Below are 23,934 nucleotides of genomic sequence, written 5' to 3'. Positions count from 1 at the left end.
GCAAAAACTTATTTTTTCATGAAATAGTTTCTTGCATAACCCCACCAAGCTTTCATAAATGATTCACCTTGGGGTGCTGTTGGCATAGTAAACAGCGTTTTCATACTTTGTGGCAAGCTTTCAAACAGCGTTTTTAGCTGCTGGTTTTCGTTAATAATTGCGGATCCATATTTATATATTAAAAGTAAAAGAATAATTTGCTCTGTTTGAAGGTTATTAAGATAGTTTAGTAGCCCAGAAATTGGTGATAAATCGTATATAGTTATTTGGATTTTTTGTCCCGCCCCGACAGTAATAAGTTTTGTATTTATTTTATTAAACGTTGCAAACCAAACGGGATCTGAAGAGAGAGAAAAAAGTTGTTTTTTTGTTTGCCAATCGAATATATCAACGCCAAAATCATTTGCACTTGCTAGTAACGATTGATCTGAACTAAAACAGAGAGAATTAATGCCTTCGCGACCAGTTAATGATGTTTTTGATTTGAAACCTATGAATAAACTGTGGATATTTATTGCTCCATTTTTCAACCCGACAAGGATCTCTGAGCTATCTGGTGTAAAGATGAAAGGGCCTCTATCGGAGTTAAGGTTAGATTCGGACGCATTAGTATAAGCAATATTGTGTCCAAGGGCTGAGCTAGGAAAGATTAAAGGATTTATGATTCCAAGATTCCAGTTAATAAATGTATGGCCGAAGGATCCGGCAAGGAATTCATTGTTTGGGCTAAATATAAGGTTTGTAAGTATACCTTCTTGAACGGGAGCATCTGTAAAAATAATATTTTGCTGCTCAAAGTCCCAAATATTTACCGTCGCCCCATCACTAAATGCAACATTTTTACTATCGCTTGTGAACGCGACAGTAAATGCATCAGAATCGAATTGTTTAATAGGCTTATAGGTAGTTGCATTATAGAGATAAAAAGAAGCTCGATCAGCTATGCCAAGCATAGTTCCATCGGGGCTGAATGAAAGTCCATAAATCGAATTGCCAAATGAATCATCATCAATAGTATGAATTAATGTGCCGCTGACGATGTCATACAGGTTAACAATTGCTTTTATTGTTTTTGATTCAGTAACTTTTGGCGCACCAAAAGCAATAATGGTATTTTTAGGGTTAATTGCAAAAACTTTATTTACAGTGTCCGTTATCGAAGCATTATTAATAATTGGAAACTTCAATTGTGATTTCAGAAAGCTCACTACAGGAGAATTTTTTTCGAGAATTTTTTTTGCTATAGCATTGTTGATTTGAGGATAAAGTTTTAAGTTTTTGAGAATCGCAGGATTTTTTTTGAATTGCGAAATAAATTGCGCTGAATTGAAGCGAGTCGCTAATTCATCAGTAATCGCAGTAACCAAATCAGGAATATTAAGATAATCGGCTGCTTGAAGTCCTATATTTAAATCTTCATTTTTTTCTGTCTTAAGCTGATTGAGGAGTTTTTCTTTGTTTGAATCGAGCATACTTAAATAATTAATGAGAGTAGTTAATGAGTTTTTCGTTAACTTGAACTTTTTCAACTCTTCTTTGGTATCTTCTTGATAGTCTTTCATGGTGATCGAATAATTTTCCAATAGACCATAATCTGATTCATTGATTTCGAATGTACCATCGATTACATCCAAACTTATGTGCGGTTTGATATCCATACCAATGAGTTCCATCGCATAATTGGTATGAAGCGTGGTGGCACATGCCAGTAAAATAATAAACAGCTTTTTGCTCATTTCTTTCCTTATTTAAATTTTGCTGGAAATTGCTTTATGATCGCATTAGAAAATTGCTCAGCAATGGTTTGTAATTGATGCGTTAATTTTTCTTGTACATCTACGTCGGTAGCCCAATTTTTTTTAACGCGCGCATTTATGGCATCGATAGTGAGCTGTAGGTAATCATCCAGCAATTTCTGCGTTTTAGTAAAGACCAAATTAGGATTTAATGCATAAAGATAGCGTGAAAAATCGTCAGCTTTTGAACGCCAGAGGTTTGTTTTGGCGTTTATCGCGGCCGCATCGTTCTTTCTTGCCGCATCAATCAGATTTAATGAAATGGTAAGCATATCTTTTAAAAGGCCGTTTATTTTATCAATTGAGGCAGCAGGATAATAAGAGCCAAACGCATCGGCAATAGCTTTATTGTTTTTAAGTAATTGATCGTTAAGCGCCTTAGTTTGTCCACTATTATTGAGGCTTTCCACCACATAATCATGCAGTAATGATCCTCTATCGGTCCACGCTTGGTCCATGGCCACCCGTAATTGATGTTCAGCCATTGGGATTGTTTTTCTAACATCGGGTTGAGTAATTGCAGCGGCGGCTCCAAACGTTTTACTGAAAACAAAAATGATAAATAATACCGAAATTCGTGATAATTTCATCATGCTTGCCCTTCGCACGGCTTGTAAATAAAATATTCATAATAGAAATTTTAACACAATGTATACAGGGCAGACAATGAAAATAGACAATCGTTGTACGGCACAAAAACTATCCTCTCTGTTAGCCCTTGGGATAACGATTGCGTATTGGGTGCGATTATTCTTTAAAAATTACTGAAGAACAACAACTCATGTTTGTTCACGCCCTAAAACGCGGATTTTAGGGCAATCTATCGACAGTTTTTTGATTATATTGTATACTTTGGACATAATAGAACGGCCCTTAGGCCGTAAATTAATTCAGTCAGGAAAAATGGCTCTGGGGTTGGAAGCGAAAGAGCCGGTAACGCGACACGTTAAAAAATATAAGACCGATAGGATAGCGCTTATGAAAAAAATGCGATTCAATCAATTATCCAAAGGGCCTCGAAATCTTGTCTTTATTGTTATATTATTTGTTGCCTGTTTGGGATTGCTGACAAAGCTGACCGATTATACGCGTCAGGTTAAAGGAATTAGTTATTCAAACTATTTAAAAGCAGTGGAAGAAGGAAACGTTAAAGCGGTTCATGTTTCTGGCCAAGATGTTTTTGGCGTCATGAACGATGGCTCTCGTTTTGAAGTAACCGTTCCTGAAAATACTAATAATTGGGATGTGCTCAAAAACCACAATGTAGAATTTTCCGTAGCTGCAAACTCCAATCCGTACAATATGTGGTACATGATGTGGATCGCCATGTTATTGATAGTACCGCTTGCAGCATGGTATTTCATGCGCCAAGCACGCGGCTCAAATAATAGTAGCGGCGGCATTTTTTCTATGGGTAAAAGTAAAGCAAAAATGTTTACCCCTTCTATGATCAATGAAAACTTTTCCGCAGTTGCGGGCGCTACCGATGCCAAAGAGGCGCTGAAAGACGTTGTAGATTTTCTTAAAAACCCAGAAAAATATCGCCGTCTTGGGGCACGCATTCCTCGTGGCGTACTTTTAGTGGGCGACCCAGGTAATGGTAAAACACTTCTTGCAAAAGCGATGGCAGGCGAAGCGCATTGCCCATTCTTTAGCGTTTCCGGTTCCGATTTTATTGAAGTATTTGTGGGCGTAGGCGCTGCGCGCGTTCGCGATCTTTTTGAGCGTGTACGCCGTCATTCGCCAGCGATTGTTTTTATTGATGAAATCGACGCAATTGGGCGCCAACGCGGAAGCGGATTTGGTGGTGGGCATGATGAACGTGAACAAACGCTTAATCAACTTCTGATTGAGATGGATGGCTTTGAATCATATAATTCTGCCGTTATCGTTGTCGCGGCTACGAATATGCCTGAGGTTTTGGATAAAGCGCTCTTGCGACCTGGTCGTTTTGACCGCATGGTAACAGTCGATTATCCAGATGAAACGGCACGCGAACAAATTTTAGCGATTCACTCACAAAAAGTAAAAATGGGTTCCGATGTTGATTTAAAAGATCTTGCACGCGAAACGGCCGGGTTTTCTGGCGCAGATTTGGGAGATCTCATCAATAAAGCAGCATTGCAAGCTTCAAAAGAGGGCAAAGTTGAAGTGGGTATGGCCGATTTAAAAGCTGCTCACAAAAAAATAGTCCATGAGAAAAAAACTGGCGGCAACGCATCAGTTAATCCGATGAGCAAGGGAAGCGGCAACGTAAAAATGTTTGTTCCTTCGCAGATCAAGGTTACTTTTGCAGATGTTGCAGGTATGCCAGAAGCAAAACAAGAATTGAAAGACGTTGTAGATTTTCTGCGCAATGGTGAAAAATATCGTCGCCTTGGCGCCCGCATTCCGCGAGGTGTGCTTTTAGTAGGCGATCCAGGTAATGGCAAAACGTTGCTTGCTAAAGCGGTAGCAGGGGAAGCAAATTGTCCATTCTTTAGCGTCAGCGCTTCTGATTTTGTAGAAATGTATGTTGGCGTTGGTGCATCTCGTGTGCGTGATCTTTTTACGCAGGCTCGAAAACATATGCCAAGCATCATTTTTATTGATGAGCTTGATTCGATCGGTTCACGCCGAAGCGATAATGGCAGCGGCGGTAGCGAAGAACGAAATCAAACGTTAAATCAATTGCTTACAGAACTTGATGGATTCAATACGATCGATTCTTCGGTTATTCTTATTGCGGCAACAAACCGTTCCGATGTTCTCGATCCAGCTCTCGTTCGCCCAGGAAGATTCGATAAACAAATTCACGTTCCGTATCCGACGCTCAAAAGCCGTGAAGAGATTCTTAAAGTTCATCTTGCGCGCGTTAAAACTGACGGCACCATTGATGCATCTCGTATTGCGCGAAGCACTACAGGATTTTCTGGCGCCGATCTGGCAAATTTAGTCAATGAAGCTGCATTAATGGCGGCAAAACGAGCGGATGAAAGCGTTGTAACAATGCACGACTTTGAAGCAGCGCGTGATCATGTAACGCTTGGCCAAAAAATGGAATCTCGCGTAATGAGCGATCAAGAGAAAAAAATTACCGCATTTCATGAAGCGGGGCATGCATTGGTACGCATTCTGATGCCGGAGCATGGCGATCCACTTGATAAAGTAACGATCGTTCCACGCGGCGGCGCATTGGGTGTGACTCACTTCTTGCCTGAGCGGGATGTAATGCTTGAGACAAAAGATAGATTTATGGCGTTCGTGTATGTTGCGCTTGGTGGGCGCGCTGCCGAATTGCTTGCGTGTGGTGTGATGACTCCCGGCGCTGGGGATGATTTCAGAAAGGCAACTTCTCTCGTTCGCAGAATGGTATGCGGCGGTATGACCGACGAAATGGGCCCAGTGGTCTACGATCAAAATCGCGAATATCGTTATTCTGAAAAAACTGCAGAGCGCATTGATGAGCTTGTTGAAAAAATTCTGAGCACTTCGATGGTAGCGGTTAAAGAACTGCTGCAAAATCACCGAGAAAAACTTGATAAATTGGCGATTGCGCTTCTTGAAAAAGAGGTTCTTTATGCTGATGAAGTGTATGAGCTTCTTGGGATCGATCCGCGCAGCAATTTCCGCTTAACGGGCCAGGAAAGCTGAGGCCCCATACCTGGCCTTTGGCCACTGTGCGGGGACCCCGAAATTGTAACTATGTCCGCTATCCCTCGATACATTTTGCTCACTATTTTTATAGTTTCGCAAAACACTCGGGACGAGCGCTGGATTGCAATTTTTTTGTAATGATTTTTGCGAGTGCTGGCATCGTATAAAAGGAATCGCGAGGGCTATTTGAGAAATTTTATTTTAAATCCAAGAAATATAAAAAACTAATCTCGCGCTCGTCCCGAGTGATTTTTAACGGAGTTAAAAATTGTATCGAGGGATGGCGCACAAGAAAAAGTGAGAGAGTAGATGGAGATTGCTCAAAGAGTAATAGATGAAACTAGAGCCGCAGTAAAGCAAGCGGGGCAACTATTGCTCACGTTTTACGGCAAAAAACTTGAAATTCATGATAAAGATCAAGCCGGATTTGCAACGAATGCCGATATGGCATCTGAAAAGTTTCTTATTGCTGCTTTGGAAAAGATTCTTCCGCGAGCATCATGGCTTGCAGAAGAAGAGGGCTTTAGCCCTGGGGCCCCCGAAAAACAATTCTCTCATTCTGTGAATGATTCAAGCCCGGCGTTTTTTGGGGATAAAGAAGAGGGCTTTAGCCCTGGGGGAAAAAGTGGTAATAATGAACTTTGTTGGGTGATCGATCCACTTGATGGGACTACCAATTTTGCACGCCAAATTCCTTATTTTTGTGTCTCAGTTGCTTTGACTTCTCAAGGGCATCCAATCCTTGGGATTGTTTATGATCCGTTGCGCGATGAGCTTTTTGTGGCGCAGCAGGGCAAGCCAACCACCCTCAATGGAAAGCCGGTGGCGGTTAGCAGGGTACAAACGCTCGATAAAGCGATGGTTTTTTTCGGGCTTCCTTATACCAAAGGCAAGGCACATTCCGATACCTTGAAAACCGCAGACGCACTGGCACCCAAAATTTTTGCATACCGGCACTTGGGAGCTATTGCGCTTGAACAAGCGTACGTGGCTTGCGGCCGTGCTGATGGATTATTCTTTCAGGAGCTTGGCTGGTGGGATATTGCGGCCGGCATGCTCCTTATTCAGGAAGCGGGCGGCACGGTAACAACCTACCACGGGACGGTTCCTACGGCCGATTATCGATCCTATCTTGCCGGCAATACTGAAATTTATCGGCAATTGATGCTTTATCTTGCTCAGGAAGATTGAAAAAAAACGATTTTATAGTACATTGTAAAGAAGAATACGATTTAATGACGTTCGTGAAAGGATGTTTGGTATTATGTCAAGAATCTGTTGCCTCTGTGATAAACGTCCTCAAAGTGGAAACTTAGTGAGTCACGCAAATAACCGTACAAAGCGCTGGGTGTACCCAAACGTACACAAAATGCGTTTCAGTATTGTTGGCCAAGCGCAAAAGAAAGTAATGCGTGGAGCTGTGTGCACTAAGTGTATCAAGGCTGGTAAAGTCGAGAAAGTTGTATAAAATCCCCAATTCACACCGCTTCGCGGCGGGTCTTGGGGCCCCAAAAGAAAGAACAATCTTTGCATACAGGCAAGATTGTAGGAAAAACATAAGGTTTAACGATGGCCAATACGAAATCTGCTAAAAAACAATCGCGTCAAAATATTAAGCGTCGTGATGTAAATCTCGCTCGCAAAACAGCAATTAAGAGTGCTGCAAAAAAAGTTCTTCTTGCAATCGAGCAAGGCGAAGATATCAAAGTAACGCAAGAACTTATGCGTGATATCGAAGCAAAATTAGCTCGCGCAAAAGGCAAAGGTACGCTTCATAAGAAAGCGGCATCTCGCAAAATCGGCCGTTTGGCAAAACGAGTAGCAGCAGCAAGTAAATAAATTTGCGCTGATTGCTAAAAATTTTTAAGAGCAGTGGATTAAATTCCGCTGCTCTTTTTTTTGTTCTATGAAATAATTATGCTAAGAGCGGTTTCATGTTTTCGATCGAAACACTGGAGTTCCTATGTATAAATTGTTAATTGTAATGAGCTGTTTTGATTTTTTGCCCAACCTTGAAGCAATGGAGCGCAAAGTTTCTAAGGGGGGAAATGAAAAGTGTGAATTCTATAGCTACGATGGTAATGTTGCAATTCAAGCTAAAGCGACCAAAAAAACCTATGCAGCAATTTATATAAACGGCAACATGATCGAATTGCCAAATGCGATAGGTATTTTTCAGGAATTAAAAAAGCGATATGAAAAAGAACAAGAAGGGCGTTGATAACATCTCAAAAAAATGGTGGTCAACTAAATCTGAAAATGAATTATCCCGCAGATGATGCGGCATTTCTTTTTTTGCCATTACAGTTCCACCTTGCCCTGGGTTAGAGGCTCATGGAGGCCCACATTGGGACGTTCAATTTCCTGATGGGAAAGGATACGATAGTGTTTATCCTGGTGGAAAAAATAAGGGTTGGAAAATAGCGAGGAATTATTATGACAAAAAAAATCACTTTAGTTTGTTCACCATTACGTTTTTATACAACTAATGATGAAGATTTGTTTTTTAATTGGTTAAAAAAAATAAATTGCATAGAAGATTATAAAGGGGTGGGAAATGCTCTCCACGTTCATATTATATCTAACAAAATCGAAGATAGTGAATTAATAGAGTTATTCGGCATTTTTAACCGCTATAAATTTGATGAAAAGCAATTAGTAGTATTTAAAAACGAGAACAACAAAGATTGGTTCTAATAGTAAGATTCTGCGTACGTAATTAAATCAGCATTTGATTTTTTGCCATTTACTTGTCAGAAGCTAAAAGTGATCGGAAATTAGAAAATGGACAATAATTATTTGGTTTGCAAAGGCGTTAAGTTTGGTTCTATGCATGATGAAGATGCTTTTTTTGAATGGATCAAAAAAATTAAATGCATCCAAAGTTTTGAGGGAGCGCGAGATGAACTCTATCTCGATTTAATTTCTGATAGATTAGAAGATTTAGAATTGCGGGACATTATAGCTTTATTTCGAAGATATAAAGTTGATATGGCGCAATTAAAGAGATTTTTGACCGAAGATAATAAGCGGTGGTTTTTTGATAATAAAAGAGCCTATTGGTATAAAAAAGTTTTTGGAAAGTAGGAGATGTTATACAGTTAGCTTTGCGATATCTTATAGAGTTTAAGCAGTTGCAGCGCATTCTTTTTCTGCCATCATATTGCGATAATTTACAAAGAATTTTTTAGCTACTTTTGGCGCTTCTTTTGAAGAACTTACATTTTCAACAAGCAGTACCATTACGAGCGGTTTTTCTTTTTTATATCTAAAGCGGCCGGCAAACCATGCATGATAAAGCGGTTCAAGTTCGCCACTTTCTTGCGTTTCCATAGAGAAGATTTGCGCCGTTCCTGTTTTTGCATACACTTTCACGTTATTGATCTTATTAGTGCGCTGCGCTGTTCCTATAGTTACTACTGCCTCCATCGTCTTTTTTAAAAATTGACGCGTTTCAGCTTTAATTGCAAGTGGTTTTTTTATTATCGGCTCAGTTTCAATAATGCGGGGATTCACCAAATAACCGGTGAAAATACTTGCGATCATGCGCGCTGTTTGCAGAGGCGTTACCAAATAATAACTTTGCCCGATAACAGCGGATAAATTTTCTCCGGGCCACCACGGTTCGCGCTTAACACGCCGTTTCCATTCGCTTGTGGGCACGAGGCCTGTATTTTCTGGAAGCAAAATATTTGTTTTTTCGCCTAAACCAAAACGATGTGCATAATCGGCGAGCGTATCGATCGATATTTTTTTTGCGATTTCAAAAAAAAGAATATTGCATGATTTAGCTACCGCTTCATGAACCGAAAGTGCGCCGTGGCCATCTCTATTTGCGCAGTGATATTTGCGCCCGCGAAATCGGGTAAATCCTTTGCAATAGGTAACCATTTCAGGATTAATAAGTTTATTTTCCAGTGCGGCACTCAGCGTAACAAGTTTGAAGGGGGATGCTGGCGGATAGCAGCAGACGGTTCGATTTAGAAATGGCTTTTTCTCTTGCAAGAGCTGCCATTCACTCAGCGGAATTGGATCAAGAAAAAGGGCAGGATCAAATGCAGGGCGAGAAACAATCGCTTTTAACGCTCCATCCTCCGGATCCATAATCAAAAGGCATCCGGCATTTTCCATCGGGAACGATTCTTCGGCAATATCTTGCAACGTTAAATCGAGCGTTGTCGCAATATCTTGGCCCGCGAGCGCTTTTGAAAGTTCTTCAGCATATAAATTGGTGCCAACCGAGTTGATCATTTTCAATACGGTGCCTTCTTGGCCGCGCAGCATCGGCTCAAACATTTTTTCGATTCCCATTTTTCCCGCGCTTTCTGAGTTCATGCTGCTAATATAGCCGATAACGTGGCTTGCTTTACTGCCATAGGGATAACAGCGTTTTAATTCTGTTGTAATGTTTATATTTTTGTCCGTTGGAAAAAGTTCCGTAATCTTGCCTAATTGCTCAAAAGTCGCATTGGAAAAAAGAATTGCATCTTTTGATGTTCGTTCCGCATATTTAATCGCACTCAATTGCACCTGCTCAATAGTAATTCCTAAAAGTTCAGCAACGGTTTGCAGCGTTGCTTGTTGCTCGGCAGTCAATTGTCTATTGCCCGATCCGTGCCAATAAATATTGGTAATGGGCCGATTGGTTGCTAATAATTTGCCATTGCAATCAAGAATATTGCCGCGGCGCGAGTATACTTTTTCGACGCGCAAAAAATTGTGCCGTGCTCGATCGTGAAGATCTTTATTAAGATAAACCTGTAGATAAACCAATCGCAGCATAATAATCATGCATGCAATTACATAAAAAATCGCAATATATTTTATTTTTTTGGTGTATGAGATGATTGATTCCATAGATTAGCTCCCCTCAATCATTATCATCAGATTTGATCATGGTGTTGAGAGGATGCATCGTATCGCACATTTCACTCAGCTGCTCAGTGCTCACGTGCGTATATTTTTCGGTGCTCGCGAGTGTTTTATGCCCAAGAAGTTCTTGCAGCGTTCGTAAATCAACGCCTTGATTGAGCAAATGCGTCGCAAATGAATGGCGGAGCTTGTGCGGCGTTATCTCTTTTTTTATTTTCAAAAATGCACGAAACATTTCAATAATGCGCTGCACCGAGCGAGTGGTGAGCGGTTCGTTTCGGTTATTTAAAAAAAGACGATCACTTTGGCTTGTCGCTTGTGGCCGTTCATTGGCAAGATACGAAAGCATTATATCTTTTGCTTTTTGACCAAAAAGCGCAATGCGCTCTTTTCTTCCTTTTCCGTAAATTCTGATCGTTTTTTGTTCAATATCGATGTCTGAAATTTTAATATGCACTAGTTCTGAGCATCGAATGCCGGTCGCATAAAGAAGTTCAAACACCGCTTTATCGCGATACGGTTTGCGCGTTGGCAGATCATCAATTTTGATCGTATCAAGTACATGAAATATTTCATCAACGCTCAAAAAGAGCGGCAGTTTTTTATCGAGTCGTGGCCGTGTAATAGAAAGATGAACCGTGATTCCGATGGTTTTTAAAAAAGCGATAAACGATTTCATGCACGACATTTTTCGTGCAATAGAACTTTTTTCAATTTGTTCATGATAAAGGGCAACGCAATAGCGCTCGAATGCTCGGTTGAGCGGAATATCTTGCTCACTATTCTTTTCAATAGTTTTCCAAAAGGTAAGAAAACGTTCCAAATCGGTTTGATACGCGCGTACGGTATGCAGTGAAAGATTGCGTTCAACTTCTAGATAGCTAATAAAATCTTTTATTTTTTCTCTAAATTGTTCTGGAGACATTTTTAACCTTGTAGTGTGTTTGTTGCATACAACATAAAACAGGTGACTCCATTGATCAATAAAAAAAATTAATTATTCTGGTAACCTACGGTGGACAAGTAAATAAATCTAGAGACAAGGGGTGCAAAAAAAATGATTAATTATCCATTGATCGGTACCGTATTTCTAACAATCTCATGGATTTTGATGCTCTATTCGATGATTCCACAGATTGTATTAAATTATCGCGTAGCCAATGCAGAGGGCCTGAGCGATTTGATGCTTATCGGTAATCTGATTATGAATCTCTGCGGCATTTTTTTTATTTTTTGCTGTCATTTGCCATTTGTGTATCAGTTATTGGGGTCGATTGGTTTTTTATTGTTTCTTGTTGTTCTAGCGCAGAGAGTTTTTTACGATTGGCCACGCTCAAAACGCTTTCTTATTGCAATCGTAACTCTGGGTTCTCTCTTTGCGAGTTCAATTCCGTTTGTAATGTATAATTCCTATTATTATGGTTCAATTCTTGGGTGGTTCGGTTTCTGGGCTCAATTTTTGTATCTATTTCCACAACTTATTAAAATTATTCAAACCAAATCGGTCGAGGGTTTCAGTTTTGCATTTATTACATTGCTCACGCTCGCTAATCTTTTTGAACTGTTTGGTGCGCTTATTCTTGATTTGCCATTCAATATTATTGCAAATGATATTCGTGGTTTGATGATGTATGTATTGTTTTGTATCCTCTTTTGGAAATATCGTAAAAAATAACGACAAGGATAACAATGGCAAGTGGATGGCGTTTGTGGCATCTTTTAAGGGACTGTTCCCTCTTTCTGGCGATTAATTTCTTGGTGTTTACTCTTTTCTTTAACCCTCAAACAGATTCATTAACCTATTATAATGCGCATCTTGGAGCTTTTTTTGTTCTTTTGGGATTTGCTTTGCGGCGTGTGTGGCGGCAGGTTCCAGAATCGCTTTCTTTTCTTTATGCACTCATTATAAATCTCGTTTTTGCGAGTATGCTCATTCCTCTTTCATGGTGTTGATATAACTTGTTTTTCTTTGACCCTGATTGCTATTATTAATAAAAAAATAAACGAGGGATATTATGAAAAGATTAAGTATTATTTGTGCGCTCATGATAGTTATACAAGCGGTTTCTATGGAATTACCGCCATCATCAAGCGATAAAGTTACCATCAACACTGCAAATGGGCCGATTGCTATTGCTCGCGATAGTTTTAAAAGTATTATGCGCAACTCAGAGGCATTGAATAAGATCGTCGAATTTGAAAAGCTTAATCTTGACACTATTTCTTCTTTTAACATGGCTAAATTACCGAAATATCAAATTGCTTTATTGGTTAAAGCTCTGCCATATTTAACTAATTCGGCAGCGCTAAGGAAGTTTCTTTCGACGCAGTCAACGGCAGAAATAGAGCAACTCATTGCAGTGGTAGATTTTCTGGGGATAGATAAACTTGATGAAGCGTTGATTCAGGAAGCGCTTAAACGAATCACGGAGCGTGCAAAAACTGATCCGCTGGCAGTTAAATCTTTTGTGTTGCCACAAACAGTACAAGAACGAATAGCAGCGGCGCTTATTAAGCAAGAGGCTATACAGAGTTCGTTGTCTGGCGGGCGAATATCGTCTCAACAAGTTCAAGCTGATTTTGACACGATTGCTTTCAGCGCGTCAGGAAAAAGTGTCGTTTTGATTAATAAAGGGTCAGCATTAGGTAAAGTCCGCTTTCAAACTATTCAAGACCCAAAAAATGGGGTCGATATTAAAATAGGAAACCGGATTATATCATATGCTTTGAGCACTGACGGATTATGGTTTGCTGTGGGAACAATAAATAAAAAACTGGAATTATGGTCACTAAAGAAGCCGACGGGGCTCACCGCAGAAAAATCTTTGTCATTTAATCCAACGGGACTTTGTTTTTCTCATGATAATAAAAAAATTGCTGTAGGCGGCAACATTGATGATGAAAAGGGATACGAGATTATACTTTTTGAGATCGCAACTGCCAAAACTGAAACAATATCTGTTTCGCTAAAAACGAATGGCAGTGTTCTTTCAACGCTGGCATTTTCTGATGATGATAAATATTTAAGCATTGCTAATGCGGTCGGGGAAATTATTCAAGTTAATCTTAAAACCGGCGAAAAAATTGAAAAAATGCTTCTTGCCAAAAAAGAAATAGGCAATGTTAGATTAAGTAATAACGGACAGTTTGCTACCATTATCGATACAAAAAAAGATCAAAATAGCATTACGATTTATGACATGGAAGCTGATAAAAGCTATAAAGCCCCATTTTTCATATCTGGAGAAGTTTCTCAAATCGTCTTCGATCCGTTAAATAAATTCGTCGTTGCTTTATCGCAAGAGGGTGGTTTTCGTAGAATTTCGGGCAGCATCTCGTTAAACGATTTAACAACAGGTAAGCTTGTTACTTCACTTCCACTCAAGGATCGTGTTCAAGTAGGTGCCATTGATGCAAAAGGGGAGACTCTTGTTCTTGCATCAATCGATCTACCGGATAGCAAAGTAGTTTATTTCTACGATCTTAAACCATTATTTTTATTACAGGATCTTGCACTAAAAATTACTTTGCCTCAAGCAGCATTTTTGGCGTTTATTGCGCAACACAAAGGGGAACAGGTTAATATAACAAAGAGTAAAGAGGCAATTGATGTTTTCCTTAGCTTTGATCCAGGGATACAGGAATTGATCAAAAAGGTAGTTTCGCTTATTGGACTGTAGAGACCAAAACCAAGGGTGAACAATAATCGTCAAAGTTACTCTAAATTATATCTTTACACCCGTCGTCGCATTCGCTTTGCTTATGCTATGCCGGGCAAGCCTTTTTAAATTGGATTTACTCTAAGTTGTATTCTTTACAGCGTCTGTTCACCGATGAGCGGTTGACGCCAAGGAACGTTGCAATTTGGTTTTGATTACCAAATTTGTTCCATAGAAGAGACATCATGCGCGGATCTTTGAGCGCTTTTTTACCAAGGCGAGCCGCTTGGATCAATTCTGGATCGGTAACATTATACGCAGGATCGAATTGCGTTTCGTGATAAATGTGCGATTTTTTAGATTTGTTTACTAAGAACTGCTCAATCTTGGCCTTAAACTCATGCAAACTGACCGGGCGATTATAAATAATGCGGTTCGTTTCTTGATCGGTCAGTTCAAGTAAATTTTTAAATGGCTGTGTTTTAATTGCCTGTTCACTAAATCCGTGCGCGAGTTCTGCAAGCTCATGCTCAGATAGGGTGAGCAATGAAGGAAGGGTGAGTGTTGCTTGCTTTAATTCGCTATAGAGTTCGGCGCTGAATTTGCCTGATTGTACCAGCGGCATCATATCAAGTTGCGTTGTGCAAATAATGCGCGCGGTGCTTGATAATTTTTGCTCACTTTTGAAGCGGCGATAAAAACCATATTTCATAAACTCTGCTAAATGGTTTTGCGTTTCGAGTTCCAGCAGATGGACATTTTGAATAATAAGGGTTCCGGTTTCGTTTAACTTTTCAAGGAGTGCCGGTTCATTCGAGCCGCCAAAAAGTGGGTTTAATCCAAAAATCTTGTGGGCAGTTTCACTATTTTTCTCAGGGGAGTGCAATTTTAAAATATGAAGCGTTTCGCGCAAACTAATATGATGAATAATTTCTCCAGTTGCGATCGCATCTTGCTCAGCCATGTCCAGTAAGAGCGCTTTTTTGCTAAGCGCCACTTTTAAAAGTTCTATTTTATATTGTAATAATCGAGGGCTGTTACTCGGAATGAGCTGATTAATTAATTTTCCAGATTGCGTTGTTTCAAGATACAGTAAATAGTCCCACTCGCTTGGATCCTTAATTTGCTCAAGTTGCGGTTTGAGCAGATCCCCAATCTCTGGATAATAAACGGTGATAATAACCGCATTCTCTTCCAAATGAGGAATGCCGGAAAGCACGATTTTATTACCATTGGTATCGTTTGCAAATGCGGTTTGACCACTGCGATAATCTTGCACTTGATGTGCAATAGTTTTAAGCGCCTTGCTGAGCGGATGGCCTTCTAGAGAATTTGGGTTAATGCTCACAAGTTCTTTTGCGGCCTGATTGCCGAATATAAACCGTCTATTTTTATAAAAGATAATACCAATTTTGCGTTGCTGAGCTGAACGCAGAAATGATTGAATACTTTCTTTGTACTGATTAATTTCCTGGTGTTTTCTATAAAGTTCTTCTTGTATTTCTTTTTCACGTTCCATAAGCGCATCAAGGTTTCGGTTTTGCAATAAGTGAATAATATTGCTTAAGTAGCTTGCAAAGACCACCATCTCATCGCGTTCGATCCGATTATAAAATTCACTCGTGCGCGCGTTTCGCTCAACGAGAATATAGGCGATAATAAGATCTTTTTGATAAATCGGCAGGAAAATATCTGCGTCTATTTCATCCATGAATCGAGACACGGAACTGCCAACAGAGCTATCTTCATAAAAATTGCTAAATGCAATCTCGTCAGCGATTAATATTTTTGCTTTCTGTAAATAAAGTGCAATGTCGCACGTCGCTTCATCGTGATTGCAGACAAAGTTCTCTACAATCGATTCACGCCATTCGAGCGTGCCATATTCATCTTTGGTCATTTCTGCATTGGGTAGACGGCGTAAATGAAGCGATATTCTATTTGCAGGCAAATAAAAAGCACCTTTAAAGAAATTCACCGTGATATGCGCGAGTTCTTGTTTTGTTGTTGCAAAACTGAGCTGCTCAAGCACGTTTTTGAAATCATCAATAAAGTTAAAATGCGGCGCAGTTTGTACATGTTCCTGGAAGTTTAAAAATCGTAAACCAATAATTTTTTTGGCCGAAAAGTAAAAAGCCATCGTTAATAAAATTGTAGAAATGCTTACCACTGCATAATTACTTGCAATATAGGTCTGCGAAAAAGAAAATGGAAATATCTGAATAAAATCAAATAATAATTGCGGTGCAATTATCATCTGAATTAGAATCTTAATCTGCTTTTTTAAAATTTTTGGCATGTGAGGATTTCTTAGGTGTCTCAGGACAACCAAGATGCTTGGAATAATTAGGAAGAAAATATAAACGGAATTGATGGTTAATAATTGAAATTCAATTGGAGGACGATTTGTAGGGTTATTGAATTCAAAGATTGCAAGATACACAAATGAGAGTGCAAAAATCGTACTGACTGCCATGAATATTTTTTGATGCAAACGAAGGCGACGATCTTTCTCTGTTAAGCTTTCAAGAAAAAAACATAAAGATTGGTATTGAATAATTGTTAAAGCCCATGCGAGTCTAATAATGAATAAAAAAGGGCGATAATCAAGATTAGAGAAAAAAAGTCGATATGACGTCGAAGTTATCCATGCTATATCAGAGAACATTGCTCCAATTAATACTGGAACTAAAAAGAACCAAGGACGCTGAATTTTGGAGGCCCTAATGCCATGCGTGATGGTCATCGCGAACAGAAATGTTTTACAAATTAATGCAGTAATTGCAACAGCTAATAAAAATGGATTACTGCTAATAATTTGGTATAAAAATAAAACAATATTCATCATGTTTCTTGCTATTAGGAAGTGCAGTAGCTATAATGATTTCGTCTAAAAAAATGTGTTTTAATCATTTATATTAAGGGGCTTTTTGTATGCTATCTTCATTCTATAAATTAACCGGAATTCTTTTTGCAGTCGTGATTTTGTTATCTGAAATTCCGCCAGTAAGCTAATAGTGGATTTATATTCTTTCATTCTAGCAGGAAGCGCAGATTGCGCAACCATGCTTAGTTTTTAGGGGTAAAGCCATTTCTTCGCTATCGGTTTCAAAAAAAGAGTTCGTTAAGCAGATTATTTCGATTCTCGAAAAAAATGCTGAGCATCTTGGCAATCCGATGGTATTTTCCATCAGCGAGCAATTAGGGCGGGATCCGTTTCTAGTACTTATCAGTTGCTTACTTAGTTTACGGACCAAGGATACGGTGACGTTTCCCGCTTCAATGCGCCTCTTTGAATACGCTCGCACCCCCGAGCAACTTCTTAAACTTCCTATCTTAACAATAGAAAAACTTATCTATCCTGTTGGCTTTTATCATCGCAAAGCACTTTTAATGCACAGCGTCAGCAAAGATCTGCTTGATCGTTTTGGTGGCAAAGTCCCTGGTATAGAGGAAGATCTTTTAAGTATTAAGGGCGTCGGCCGTAAGACAGCAAATCTTGTCTTAGGCGAAGGATTTGGGATTCCTGCAATATGCGTGGATACCCACGTTCATCGCGTCGCTAATCGGCTTGGTTTAGTGGAAACACAAACTCCGGAACAAACCGAAACTGAACTCAAAAAGATTATTCCCAAGGATTACTGGATCCGCCTTAATCAATGGCTCGTCGTTTGGGGCCAGCAAATTTGCGTGCCAATTTCCCCATTTTGTTCAAAATGTCCTTTACGGCCAGTTTGTAAGCGTGTTGGCGTTACAAAAAGCCGCTAATCTTTTTACCGCGCATCCCTCGACTTGTCCGCCATGGTTCGATACATTTTGCTCAATTGAGTTACGCAAAACACTCACCACGAGCGGATTGAAAAAAGTCACTTTACCCAAAATTAACCCTCCGCTCGCCCTGAGTGATTTAGAGCAAAGCGAGAAATTGTATCGAAGGGTGCGGGCTAATAAGTCGTTTAATTGATTATATATATTTTTTGTCCGGGACCCCAAACCAAGGCCGAAGTGCCGTTTTGGGGCAAAAAAAAATAAAAGCGCTGCAAACCAGAAGGTTTTTAGCGCTTTTATTTATCAAATAAGCGAAGCTTATTTTCTTTTAGCGGCCTTTTTAGCTGCTTTTCTTTTCGTGGTAGCTTTTTTAGCTACTTTACGACGAGCTGTCGTTTTCTTCACAGTTCTTTTTTTCTTCATTGCCATGGGCAACTCCTTTTTTTAGAAGAACGATTAAATAATACTTATCATCTTCACTTTTGATGTTACAATTTGAGATAAATTAAAGTCAACAGTTTGCGCCTATTAAAATTGATTATTTTAAATAAATGCACATCAAATTGTTCGATAATATATTAAATAATTGTTCTTTTTAGGATGCCGCCAATTCTTTCGTTTTGGCTACCAGCTCGTCAAATTGGAGATTTGGTTCTTGCGTGCCGTTTGCATGCCGAAGCGTAACGGTTTGCATTTCAACTTCTTTTTTACCAATTACGAGCATCCAAGGAATTTTTTCTATTTGGGCAGTTTTAATTTTTCCAGAAATCGGATCTGAGGTGTGATCTAGTTCGCTTCGAATCCCAGCATTATTCAAAAATTGCAAGAGTTTTTGTGCATATTCTTTCTGATCATCGGTAATTGTAAGGATTTTAACCTGTACCGGCGCAAGCCAGAAAGGCAAATGTCCCTTAAAATGCTCAAGAAGAATGGCAAAAAACCGCTCCAGGGAGCCATAAATAGCTCTATGAATAACAACCGGCCGTTCTTTAGTGCCAGCCGGAGTTACATAGCTTAAATCAAAATTTTCAGCTGCAAAGAAATCTACTTGAATAGTGCCGCATTGCCATTCTCGCTCCATTGAATCCTGAATCTTGAACTCAATTTTCGGGCCGTAGAATGCGCCTTCGCCTTCTTGGATCACAAACTTCATCTGCGCTTTGTTGAGCGCGTTCTTAAGTGCATTGATAGCTTTATCCCATACTTCTGGAGAACCCATCGCATCTTTAGGGCGCGTGGAAAGCGCAACTTTGATATTTTTGAAATTGAAACGATTATAAACCGTTTTGGTCAGATTAATCATCTCAAGCAGCTGTTCTTCTAGTTGCTCTATAGTGCAATAAGCATGCGTATCATCTTGCGTGAATGCACGCACGCGCATTAATCCATGAAGCACGCCTGAAAGTTCATGGCGATGCACAAGTCCGAATTCTGCTAGCTTAAGGGGCAGTTCTCTATAGGAATGCGGGCGTTCTTTATACACCAAATAGGAGCCTGGGCAATTCATAGGCCGAATTGCATATTCTTTATCGTCTATGGTGCAGAAATACATATTATCTTTGTAATGTGCATAGTGGCCCGAACGTTTCCACAATTCATCGCTGAGCATAATGGGCGTCGCGATCTCTTTATAGCCGTGCTTGGTTTGCAAATCACGCAAATAATCAATGAGCAAATTGATTATTAATTTGCCATCGGGATGAAAGAAGGGGAATCCAACTCCCTCATCGTGAAATGAAAAGAGATTCATTTGTTTGCCGAGTTTGCGATGATCAAACTGAGCGAGCTCTTCCTTTTTACGTAAAAAAGCATCGAGCTCTTCTTGTGTATAAAAAGCGGTGCCCGTAATGCGCTGAAGCGCTTGATTATTTTTATCCGCTTTCCAATAAGCACCAGAAATGTTGAGCAGTTTAAAATGCTTAATATCGCCAGTTGATGCAACGTGGCCGCCGCGGCACAGATCGTAAAAATCGCCTTGTTGCGAAAGCCCGACCGTTTGAGCTGGGATTTCATCAATTAATTGAAGTTTAAACTTATTATTTTTAAAAATTTTTCGCGCTTCATCTTTACTGATTTCTTTATGGGTAATGGTAAGATTGCGCTTTGATAGTTCGTGCATGCGCGCTTCAAGAAGCGGCAAATCTTCTTCTTTAAAATTTCGCGTTGGCAAAAAATCGTAGAAAAAACCTTCAGCCGTTGCCGGGCCGATCGTAAGCAGCGTTTCTGGATAAAGTTCGGTAACAGCTTGAGCAAGAAGATGGGCTGCTGAATGACGAAGAACTGAAAGATTTTTGTTTGAAGACATACCGTTACCTTTTTGCAAAATAGCGTTATAATGAGGCTATTGCAGCAAGTATAGCATAACATCCTTTTTTTACTATGAATTAGTGCTGATGTGGATCGTAATTGCAGTAGGTAATTTTTCATATTCAAGCGAAATTTGATTCATGAGCATTCAAATGACATTTCTAGAAAATCAAAATATATGTACGTGGCTCACATGCATGGTGGGATTTCGATTAAAATTGATCAATGCAAAAAATATTGAATGTTATGCGGTGAGATATTTAGAAAATAACCCTGCATACACAAATCCTTATATTGCAGAGCTTGCAATTGGCCCAAAAAATGGAAAAGCCGATTATTTAATCGAAATTGAAATCGATCATCTTTTATCGAAGATCGTCGCACGCTTGGGATATTCTTTGAGCGAAGGATCTTTAGAATATGAAAAAAGAAAACTGCGCTATTTGTTATTGAATGAGCTTGCTCAAGCTAAAGAACATAACGAAAATATTGAAGAAAAAATCTACTCCCTCTACCAAACATTTAATTATCCTGAAGATATGAGCGAATTTGTACAATGCTCTTGTTGCAGCGCCTGGTATAATGATGAATTTCGCGAACGCTTTTTGGCGTTCTTAACGCAAGAAAAAAATATTCTTTTTTTATGAATTTATTTTTTCACGCGAGTTGAGCAATTGTTTGTTTTATATCATCTAATAAATTTTTTGCGTTATCAGAATCATCATCTTGAAATTCTTCTGCGAGCATAATTTCAAGTGCTTTCAGCTTTGGAAGAATAGTTTCTTTTTGAAGAACCAATTGTTCGTTTGCAATTCGATTTACAGCATACGCGAGAAAAAGAAGGGTGCTGGCAAACGCCGTACAATAAAGAGCTGTTGTAATTTTTTCAAGCGGAGAAATTCGATCAGAAATTACCTCGATTGTTTTATAATAATATAATGGGGCATACGCGGCTGCAAACCCAGCAGAAATAACTTTGCCCAATAGAGAAATTTGCTCAGTTGTGCGCAATTCCTTTAAGAACGATTGGTATTTATAGCGAAGATCGAGCATTCTCAATGTGCGATCTGTTTCAGCGCTACGAACGGTTTGATCTGCAAAAATTAGTGATTCATTTAAATGGCTTACTATTACAAAAAGAGTTGCTAACATTATGCGGCGCATAGTTCGATTCCTTCATGATGTTCTGTTGCAGTGCGATTGATAGGATCAAAGGTTACCAGTTATTATTATTTTTTCTACATGAATACTATTTTGCGTAAATACGATTCGTCCATCGCGAGCGATCGGAGCAGGTGCATATTTGTAGGATTTATTTCTCAAAGAGAACAGAGAAAAATCTCGTTCTCTTTTTTTTAAAAGAAAACTAGGCAGCTTGCTAAATGCGCCGCTGATCTAATGTTTAATTATCGCGGGCGTCGCTCATGCGTGTAAGATGACTACTTGATAAACCGCTTCATTAAAATCGTCGATTCGTATCGCACAATTAAGCGTCCTACTGCGCATTCAAGCAGTAGGAAAAAATTGTGGAACTAAAAATTGATTTAATTGCGCGCATATCTGGAGTGTGATACGGTTCAATCGACATCGAGAAGGTAGTAAATGAAGCTTCAAAAAAAAGGAATCCTATGGCAGCAGAGCGTATTTATGTCCTTGATACGAATGTGTTGTTGCACGATCCTGAGTCGATTTTCAATTTCAAAAGTGCGCAGGTTGGCATTCCTATTTTAGTTCTGGAGGAGCTTGATAGGTTCAAAGGTGAGAGTACAGATCGCGGGCATAATTCTCGGCAAGTTATTCGGTATCTTGATGGGTTACGTGCGCGTGGTTCATTACGGGAAGGAGTTGAGCTTGATAATGGGGGAATTTTAAAAGTTCTGTTTGCACCGGATAAGAAAGTGATGTTGCCAACATCATTAAGTCTAAATATTGTTGATAATCTTATTCTTCTTACGATTCTTGAACTTAAGCAGCGAGGGTACGACGTACAATTTATTTCTAAAGATTTAAATGCACGCGTAAAAGCTGATGTTCTTGGAATTTCTGCACAAGATTATCTCAAGGGGTATATTACTCCCGAAACATTTTATAAAGGATGGGCTCAGTTTAAAGTGCCATCTGTTTCATTAAAAAAAGATTCGCCAGTTGAGCTTCAGGAGATCGCTGAGCACCACCATTTAATTTTGAATGAATTCGTGCTTCTTGAAAGTAATAATAATCCGTTTAACTATAAAATATTTAGATACTTAGGAAACAAACAGTTCAAGCCGGTTACCGTGCCAACGCTCGGATGGCCCCTTGAGCCGCGAAACGTTCATCAATTAATGGCGCTCGATTTACTCTTTGATGAACGAATTCAGTTGGTAAGTTTGCTCGGGCCAGCTGGAACCGGAAAAACATTCTTGGCGCTCCTTGCTGGGCTTTCACAAGTGGTTCATCAGCCTATTTACGAAAAAATGCTGATTTCTCGCCCTGTAATCCCGTTGGGGCCCGATATTGGTTATCTACCTGGCACAATTCATGAAAAATTGCACAGTTGGATGCAGCCAATTTACGATAACATGGAATTTATTTCGCATACGGTGAATCGCGGTCGCCAACAAACCGGGCAAGAATATGAGCATGAAATGCCGGTATATGCCGGAAAGCGCGATAAGGGAAATAAGCACAAGAAAAAGTTTGAGCATCGGCAGGATAAAATTTCTCCGCTTGATCAATTGATCAAAGATGGAAAAATTAGTCTTGAAGCGATCACGTATATGCGTGGCCGCTCGATTCCGTATCAATATATTTTGCTTGATGAAGTTCAAAACTTAACGCCACATGAAGTGAAAACATTAATCTCTCGCGTGGGCGAAGGAAGTAAAATTATTCTGGCGGGTGATCCTTATCAAATCGATTCACCGTACTTAGATTTCAGTTCAAACGGGATCGTGGTTGCAACGAGTAAATTCAAAGGGCAATCATTATTCGGCACCGTATTCTTGCAAAACAGTGAACGTAGTTTAATTAGCAGATTAGTAAGCGAGATCTGGTAAGTTCAGAAAAACTGTTTTTTTCATTTAGAGAGCGGCTAAAAAACTTTAGCCGCTTCTTTGTCTCATTTCTATTTAAAATTGTATAAACTAATTACATAGAACTAAGTTATAACAATTAAACAGCAGAGATGCACCATGAGCCCCAAGAAACTTTTTCTCTCTTGTGCTTTAACATTTATTTCCCCCCCTATTCTTGGAATGGATACATTAAGGAATATTTTTGGCGGTAAGCCTAAAATTCAGCCGCCTTTATTTATTCATGTGAACAAGAAACCCGTTGTGAAGGCTCAGAAGCTTGAAACGGAGCCAGAATGCGTGAGCTGCTATGAAAATACTGACGAACCTCTAATGTCTTTAGATTGCGATCCTCGGCATCGATTTCATGTAAGTTGCATCTCTACCTGGTTTGGAAAAAATAAAACATGCCCCACCTGCCGGCAACCGGCAGTGAGCCTCGACGAAACTAAAATATTTTTTTGGGAAAAAATAAAATCAGGAAGAATAAAACCGGCCGAAATATTTAATGAAGTGGAGTCGATGTCTGTTCTGGCTCGCCTGAAACGCTTTGAATTAAAAGATCAGAACGAAATGCTTATTAAGGAAAAAGACAACTATAAACAACTCTATGAGAGCGAGAAAAAATCATATAAAAATCTCGATCGAAAATATTATGAAGAGCAAGCAGAATGGAGTCAGAAAAATGCACTGCTTAAAATCCAGCGCAATGCGATATTAATTACTTGCGGTATTGGTATTTGCTTTTTGGGCTATAAGAGAATATTTTCCAAATAAACTAAAGATAACTATTTTTTACACCTACAGATGAATTATTTCTTTTTATTACTCCTGATTTATATT

21 protein-coding genes and 1 pseudogene are annotated in these 23,934 nt (G+C 39.3%); 15 read left to right on the top strand and 7 right to left on the bottom strand.

The window, feature by feature from the left end:
* Nucleotides 1–8: 8 nt before the first annotated feature.
* Nucleotides 9–1,736 carry a hypothetical protein gene (locus HYX58_03405; GenBank protein ID MBI2775027.1) on the bottom strand — a complete coding sequence of 576 codons (1,728 nt, stop codon included), beginning with the start codon at nucleotides 1,734–1,736 and terminating at the stop codon, nucleotides 9–11.
* Nucleotides 1,737–1,944: 208 nt separating this feature from the next.
* Nucleotides 1,945–2,004 (bottom strand): annotated as a pseudogene (locus HYX58_03400) (DUF4044 domain-containing protein).
* 695 nt (nucleotides 2,005–2,699) lie between these two features.
* Here HYX58_03400 and hflB point away from each other — a divergent pair.
* From hflB to HYX58_03360, 8 genes are all read left to right on the top strand, one after another.
* Nucleotides 2,700–5,429, top strand: coding sequence for an ATP-dependent zinc metalloprotease FtsH (gene hflB, locus HYX58_03395; GenBank protein MBI2775026.1), 2,730 nt, complete (start codon nucleotides 2,700–2,702; stop codon nucleotides 5,427–5,429).
* A gap of 312 nt (nucleotides 5,430–5,741) precedes the next feature.
* Nucleotides 5,742–6,623, top strand: coding sequence for an inositol monophosphatase (locus tag HYX58_03390; protein ID MBI2775025.1), 882 nt, complete (start codon nucleotides 5,742–5,744; stop codon nucleotides 6,621–6,623).
* A 73-nt stretch (nucleotides 6,624–6,696) separates the two neighbouring features.
* Nucleotides 6,697–6,900, top strand: coding sequence for a 50S ribosomal protein L28 (locus HYX58_03385; GenBank protein ID MBI2775024.1), 204 nt, complete (start codon nucleotides 6,697–6,699; stop codon nucleotides 6,898–6,900).
* 101 nt (nucleotides 6,901–7,001) lie between these two features.
* Complete coding sequence (locus HYX58_03380) at nucleotides 7,002–7,271, top strand: 30S ribosomal protein S20 (GenBank protein ID MBI2775023.1); 270 nt, start codon at nucleotides 7,002–7,004, stop codon at nucleotides 7,269–7,271.
* A 124-nt stretch (nucleotides 7,272–7,395) separates the two neighbouring features.
* On the top strand, nucleotides 7,396–7,653 hold the full coding sequence (locus tag HYX58_03375) for a hypothetical protein (protein MBI2775022.1): 258 nt from the start codon (nucleotides 7,396–7,398) through the stop codon (nucleotides 7,651–7,653).
* 64 nt (nucleotides 7,654–7,717) lie between these two features.
* Nucleotides 7,718–7,921: a hypothetical protein gene (locus tag HYX58_03370; GenBank protein ID MBI2775021.1), complete on the top strand. Its 204-nt coding sequence runs from the start codon at nucleotides 7,718–7,720 to the stop codon at nucleotides 7,919–7,921.
* Nucleotides 7,869–8,129, top strand: coding sequence for a hypothetical protein (locus HYX58_03365; GenBank protein MBI2775020.1), 261 nt, complete (start codon nucleotides 7,869–7,871; stop codon nucleotides 8,127–8,129). The genes HYX58_03370 and HYX58_03365 overlap by 53 nt, the downstream gene beginning before the upstream one ends.
* 87 nt (nucleotides 8,130–8,216) lie before the next feature.
* Nucleotides 8,217–8,519 carry a hypothetical protein gene (locus HYX58_03360; GenBank protein ID MBI2775019.1) on the top strand — a complete coding sequence of 101 codons (303 nt, stop codon included), beginning with the start codon at nucleotides 8,217–8,219 and terminating at the stop codon, nucleotides 8,517–8,519.
* Between the two features lie 39 nt (nucleotides 8,520–8,558).
* Here HYX58_03360 and HYX58_03355 read toward each other — a convergent pair whose 3' ends face one another.
* Both HYX58_03355 and HYX58_03350 read right to left on the bottom strand, forming a co-directional pair.
* A complete protein-coding gene (locus tag HYX58_03355) occupies nucleotides 8,559–10,289 on the bottom strand; it encodes a hypothetical protein (protein ID MBI2775018.1) in 1,731 nt (576 codons plus the stop codon).
* Between the two features lie 13 nt (nucleotides 10,290–10,302).
* A complete protein-coding gene (locus HYX58_03350; protein ID MBI2775017.1) occupies nucleotides 10,303–11,229 on the bottom strand; it encodes a tyrosine-type recombinase/integrase in 927 nt (308 codons plus the stop codon).
* A 132-nt stretch (nucleotides 11,230–11,361) separates the two neighbouring features.
* On the opposite strand from HYX58_03350, the gene HYX58_03345 reads away from it, so the two are divergent.
* The 3 genes from HYX58_03345 to HYX58_03335 all read left to right on the top strand — a co-directional run bounded on the left by HYX58_03345 (nucleotide 11,362) and on the right by HYX58_03335 (nucleotide 13,984).
* Nucleotides 11,362–11,979, top strand: coding sequence for a PQ-loop repeat-containing protein (locus HYX58_03345; protein ID MBI2775016.1), 618 nt, complete (start codon nucleotides 11,362–11,364; stop codon nucleotides 11,977–11,979).
* A 14-nt stretch (nucleotides 11,980–11,993) separates the two neighbouring features.
* Nucleotides 11,994–12,257: a hypothetical protein gene (locus tag HYX58_03340; GenBank protein MBI2775015.1), complete on the top strand. Its 264-nt coding sequence runs from the start codon at nucleotides 11,994–11,996 to the stop codon at nucleotides 12,255–12,257.
* Between the two features lie 62 nt (nucleotides 12,258–12,319).
* Nucleotides 12,320–13,984: a WD40 repeat domain-containing protein gene (locus HYX58_03335; GenBank protein MBI2775014.1), complete on the top strand. Its 1,665-nt coding sequence runs from the start codon at nucleotides 12,320–12,322 to the stop codon at nucleotides 13,982–13,984.
* Nucleotides 13,985–14,099: 115 nt separating this feature from the next.
* Here the strand turns inward: HYX58_03335 and HYX58_03330 are convergent, their stop codons facing one another.
* The gene (locus tag HYX58_03330; GenBank protein ID MBI2775013.1) at nucleotides 14,100–16,811 is read right to left on the bottom strand and encodes a sigma 54-interacting transcriptional regulator; all 2,712 of its coding nucleotides are present in this window, start codon (nucleotides 16,809–16,811) and stop codon (nucleotides 14,100–14,102) included.
* A gap of 329 nt (nucleotides 16,812–17,140) precedes the next feature.
* Here HYX58_03330 and HYX58_03325 point away from each other — a divergent pair, with 329 nt between their 5' ends.
* A complete protein-coding gene (locus HYX58_03325; GenBank protein ID MBI2775012.1) occupies nucleotides 17,141–17,731 on the top strand; it encodes an endonuclease III in 591 nt (196 codons plus the stop codon).
* A 595-nt stretch (nucleotides 17,732–18,326) separates the two neighbouring features.
* Here the strand turns inward: HYX58_03325 and thrS are convergent.
* Nucleotides 18,327–20,036, bottom strand: a complete 1,710-nt coding sequence (thrS, locus tag HYX58_03320) for a threonine--tRNA ligase (protein ID MBI2775011.1) — start codon at nucleotides 20,034–20,036, stop codon at nucleotides 18,327–18,329.
* Nucleotides 20,037–20,178: 142 nt separating this feature from the next.
* On the opposite strand from thrS, the gene HYX58_03315 reads away from it, so the two are divergent.
* Nucleotides 20,179–20,685 carry a DUF2247 family protein gene (locus HYX58_03315; GenBank protein ID MBI2775010.1) on the top strand — a complete coding sequence of 169 codons (507 nt, stop codon included), beginning with the start codon at nucleotides 20,179–20,181 and terminating at the stop codon, nucleotides 20,683–20,685.
* A gap of 10 nt (nucleotides 20,686–20,695) precedes the next feature.
* Here the strand turns inward: HYX58_03315 and HYX58_03310 are convergent, their stop codons facing one another.
* The gene (locus HYX58_03310; GenBank protein MBI2775009.1) at nucleotides 20,696–21,202 is read right to left on the bottom strand and encodes a hypothetical protein; all 507 of its coding nucleotides are present in this window, start codon (nucleotides 21,200–21,202) and stop codon (nucleotides 20,696–20,698) included.
* 464 nt (nucleotides 21,203–21,666) lie between these two features.
* On the opposite strand from HYX58_03310, the gene HYX58_03305 reads away from it, so the two are divergent.
* A complete protein-coding gene (locus tag HYX58_03305) occupies nucleotides 21,667–23,076 on the top strand; it encodes a PhoH family protein (protein MBI2775008.1) in 1,410 nt (469 codons plus the stop codon).
* A 279-nt stretch (nucleotides 23,077–23,355) separates the two neighbouring features.
* Nucleotides 23,356–23,868, top strand: coding sequence for a hypothetical protein (locus HYX58_03300; protein MBI2775007.1), 513 nt, complete (start codon nucleotides 23,356–23,358; stop codon nucleotides 23,866–23,868).
* The last annotated feature ends 66 nt before the right edge of the window (nucleotides 23,869–23,934 follow it).

The organism is Candidatus Dependentiae bacterium (assembly GCA_016191325.1).
GTDB lineage: Bacteria > Babelota > Babeliae > Babelales > JACPOV01 > JACPOV01.
The sequence above is the reverse complement of the archived record's forward strand: the minus strand, read 5'-3'. Positions and strand labels throughout refer to the sequence as shown.